Here is a 3,756-nt window from a genome sequence, read left to right on the forward strand (position 1 = left end):
TTTTATCCCGCAAATTTTTAAAATTTCAGGACATTTTCATTTACGGTTGACACTACTAATTAAATTGATTGCAAAGGATAGCGAAAAGTTATCTTTCTCTTGTTAACAACTAGAGTATTTAGTAAGATAGAAAAAAATTGGGAGGAAGGATATGAATAGCCACTTACCTTTACATGAATGGGATCATAATCCCCAAGCTATTATTAACCCTAAAGAAGTCACAGAGAAAGTAGTAAATTTTCCAGACACAGTAGTTTCTTGCTTTTCCTGCTTAACTTTCCAAAGAATGATCAGTGATTATCCACATGAAGCGATTGCTTCCACTTCTACTGCTCATGGCGAGATTCCCATTTATCGGCTACAAATTGGAAAACAAACGATTGCTGCTTTCAATTCTCAAGTAGGAAGTCCGGCTTGTGTAGGCGTCCTGGAGCACCTATGGGCAATGGGTATGAAACGCCTCGTTTTATTTGGAACCTGTGGTGTGCTAGACTCTAGTATTGAAGAGGTATCAATTATTATTCCAAATCGAGCGGTGCGTGATGAAGGAACCTCTTTCCACTATCTTAAACCAAGCTATGAATTGGATGTAAATAAAAGGAGCTTAGAAGATTTTCAATCATACCTCAATCAAAAAGGGGTTTCATCGCGTATTGGTAAGGCCTGGACAACGGATGCTATTTTCAGAGAAACAATTGATCGGTATAAAAAACGAAAAGAGCAAGGCTGTATCTGTGTCGATATGGAATGTTCAGCCGTAGCCGCCTGGGCTCAATTGCGATCAGTTGAAGTGTGTCACTTCTTTTATGCTGCCGATCATTTGAGTGAAGAAGCTTGGGACAGCCCGTTCTTTATCCGATCATCTTGCCTTAGATTCTAAGGCTTTCATTGCTCAAATAGCAATTGAGTTTGCTTTAATATGGAAGTAGACTAAAACAAAAGCAGCGACAAAAAGGTCGCTGCTTTTTCACTATAAAACGTCGTAAAGGTCGATTAAAGCACGTGCAGTATCCAGCGAAGAATAATTAATGATCTGATATTCAAAATTTTTATTTTTAAGTGTGTAGTGTTGATCATAGTATGAAAGGATGAGATCTTTAATGACGGATGCATAGTCACCTTGATTAAGGGATTCTATATGCATAGCCTTGCGTTGCGGGTTCATCTTATCCATTCTGTTCAAGCTTTCTTTAATCTCTGCTAAATTTTTTTGATCAGAAGCATTAATATATTCATCTTCGATTCGTTCAATTCGTAAATCTATTGGTGAATCAATGTAGACTTGATGGGGGGATTGTTTATATGCTTGATAAAGGGTGTGGGGGGTGTGCACCTTACCAATGCTAGCACTTTCTCCTTCGATAAAAACAATGCCTGGTTGGAATGATTCAAGTTTGTTAATTAGGGCTGCCTCGTAATTAGCTTGGCTAGGTTGTTGACCCAATCCAATCTGACCAAAATGCGACCCTCTATGATTCGCTAAACCTTCTAAGTCTAATACTTGGCCACCCATTGCTTCGATGTGTTTTAAAATCAAGGTTTTGCCCGTTCCAGTCATACCGTCTAAAGATACGAATTGAAAGTGATGAGGTAGTACTTCGAGTTGAGCTAATACACGTTGGCGATAAGCTTGGTACCCTCCAGCTAATTGATAGACAGTCAAACCGAGTCCATCTAATAAACCAACAATTGAAGAAGAGCGAAAGCCACCACTTTTACAATAGAAAATTAATGTATGGCCATGACTAGCTGTTATAATATGCTGAAAAAAGGTCGGTAAAATACCACTCATAAAATTAATACCAACTTGTTTAGCCTGGTCAATCTGTCCTTGGCTATAAAGTGTTCCAACCTCATGGCGGGTTGAATCATCCATAACAGGAAGATTGATAGCATTTGGAAGGTGGCCTTGAGCAAATTCCTTAGGACTTCTGACATCTATCCAAAGTGGGTTTAATAAAGATTTTGATTGTTGATAAGAAATTAAATATTTCAAAAGATCACCTTCCTTTAGTTACTAAATAGATAAGTTCAATATTAAATTTTACATCTAATCACTATAAAATGAAAGATTAGATTATTTTTCTTGAAGAAAGACTGTCAACCCCAAGCGATTATGTCCCGAAATTTTGATTAATTTGGGTACAAGTAAGAATTGATCGAAAGTCCTACCGGGCTTTGCTTGGTTGCCTCTTCTTGTCTTCATTTTATATAAATACGGTTGATAGGAAGCTGCTTTCTACGGATGAGACAGAGGTGGGATAGAAGGTTTAGCTTGTTCAATTATCGCTTGCTCTTATAGATTTTCACTGACCGACTTATGCCGATGAATTTCTTCCAATGCATAGAGTTGATCTTTGTAAGAGGCAAACAATTCTTGTTTACGGCTTTCAATCACCAACACTTTTGTCTTTTTATTCAAATAGACGGGCTTAGCTTGCTGATCAATGAGACGATAACGATGCTTTTGATACTGAATGGCATGCTTAGCTTGAATACGACACCAATTAAAGCGTGCGAGAATAGGATCTAAATTCATACCCTTAGCTAGTCTTTCAAAGGCGGTTATGCTAGGCTTAATTGAGAGGGCAATTTGATTATTAAACGTCTCTAAATGGATGGGAGATAGCAATTGGCTTCTTGAATGGTTTGGATATTTGCAAGCTTCATCTCATTGAAAAGACGGTCTTGAAACATACCGAAGAGTCGCTCAATAGGTCCTTTGGTTTGCAGAATTGAAGTGGAACTTAATTGAATACCATGCGTCTGACACGCATATCCAAATTGAGTGTAGGCCTTTTGTTCGATAGCTTCGGACAAAGAGGCCTCTTTGCGTTGTGTCCCTCTTTGATCAAAAATCGATCGATTATCTGTCAAAATTTCATAAGGTATGCCATATTTTGTAAGAAATTGTTGAGTAACTTCAGAATAGCCATTGAGGGTTTCTTGCGTATCAAACGAAGCTCCAACACCCCTTCCCATCGCGTCATCAATAGTAGTGTGAAGATGATAATAGGAAGTATCTCCTTCAAACCACTGGTGTTGTGAAGCATCCATTTGAAGGGGATCGCCAGCATATTTTTTACGTGGACATACCAGGTGAGCCTTTTCAGGAGAAAGAGTAATTACCGTTTGAGAGAGCGCCTTATCCCGTTGAGAGAGTGTTCCTTTGGCTTCAATTTTTTGTTCGAGAGCTTGTCTTGGCTGACGACGTGTTTGTCTTCGCGCTTTAGGAGACACTGTCTGATGTTTTTCATGATATTTGGAAGAGTCGATTCGAAAATTTGAATCTGTTCACACGCCTTTAATTTTTCACAGAAGTGTTTAAAATTGAACCCTTCATAGACAGTTTGGTACAAATGGATAATCTTTTTTCAATTGTTTGACTTATTTTATTAATTGGGGAGTGATTAACATTTCCATGTTGAAAGCCTAATTTAACATAGGTTTTATAGACAGTTAATCGTCGTTTATTGAGCGACGCGATAAACCGAGCTCCACTTGGTCTTTGGCTTTTGATTTTCGGCCCTGTGCAACCGATTGAATGACAGCATATTTTCTTTGCTCGAACATTGTTAATCAAACTTTCATCTAACTACCCCTGAAAGAAGTATAACTCAGAAATGGGACATTTTGATTTGTGTTCTCTTGAGACATTATCATTTACGTTTAACAAAAAGAGTCGATTATTTTTAATAAAGTCTGTCAACCGTAAATGAAAATGTCCTGAAATTTTAAAAATTTGCGGGATAAAAC

Annotated in this window: 3 protein-coding genes and 1 pseudogene; 1 reads left to right on the plus strand and 3 read right to left on the minus strand. The window is 37.9% G+C overall.

Features of this window, described 5'->3' with window-relative positions:
• Nucleotides 1–151: 151 nt before the first annotated feature.
• Nucleotides 152–929, plus strand: a pseudogene (locus ACQV2X_RS08530) (nucleoside phosphorylase).
• A gap of 41 nt (nucleotides 930–970) precedes the next feature.
• On the opposite strand, the gene mnmH reads toward ACQV2X_RS08530, so the two are convergent.
• The 3 genes from mnmH to ACQV2X_RS08545 form a co-directional block, all read right to left on the minus strand.
• Complete coding sequence (gene mnmH / locus ACQV2X_RS08535; protein WP_428874591.1) at nucleotides 971–1,996, minus strand: tRNA 2-selenouridine(34) synthase MnmH; 1,026 nt, start codon at nucleotides 1,994–1,996, stop codon at nucleotides 971–973.
• Nucleotides 1,997–2,296: 300 nt separating this feature from the next.
• The gene (locus tag ACQV2X_RS08540) at nucleotides 2,297–2,632 is read right to left on the minus strand and encodes a hypothetical protein (protein ID WP_428874589.1); all 336 of its coding nucleotides are present in this window, start codon (nucleotides 2,630–2,632) and stop codon (nucleotides 2,297–2,299) included.
• Nucleotides 2,611–3,240: a hypothetical protein gene (locus ACQV2X_RS08545; protein ID WP_428874588.1), complete on the minus strand. Its 630-nt coding sequence runs from the start codon at nucleotides 3,238–3,240 to the stop codon at nucleotides 2,611–2,613. Before ACQV2X_RS08545 ends, ACQV2X_RS08540 begins: the two co-directional genes overlap by 22 nt.
• Nucleotides 3,241–3,756 lie beyond the last annotated feature (516 nt).

This window comes from Facklamia sp. P12945 (assembly GCF_050409485.1).
Taxonomy (GTDB): domain Bacteria; phylum Bacillota; class Bacilli; order Lactobacillales; family Aerococcaceae; genus Facklamia.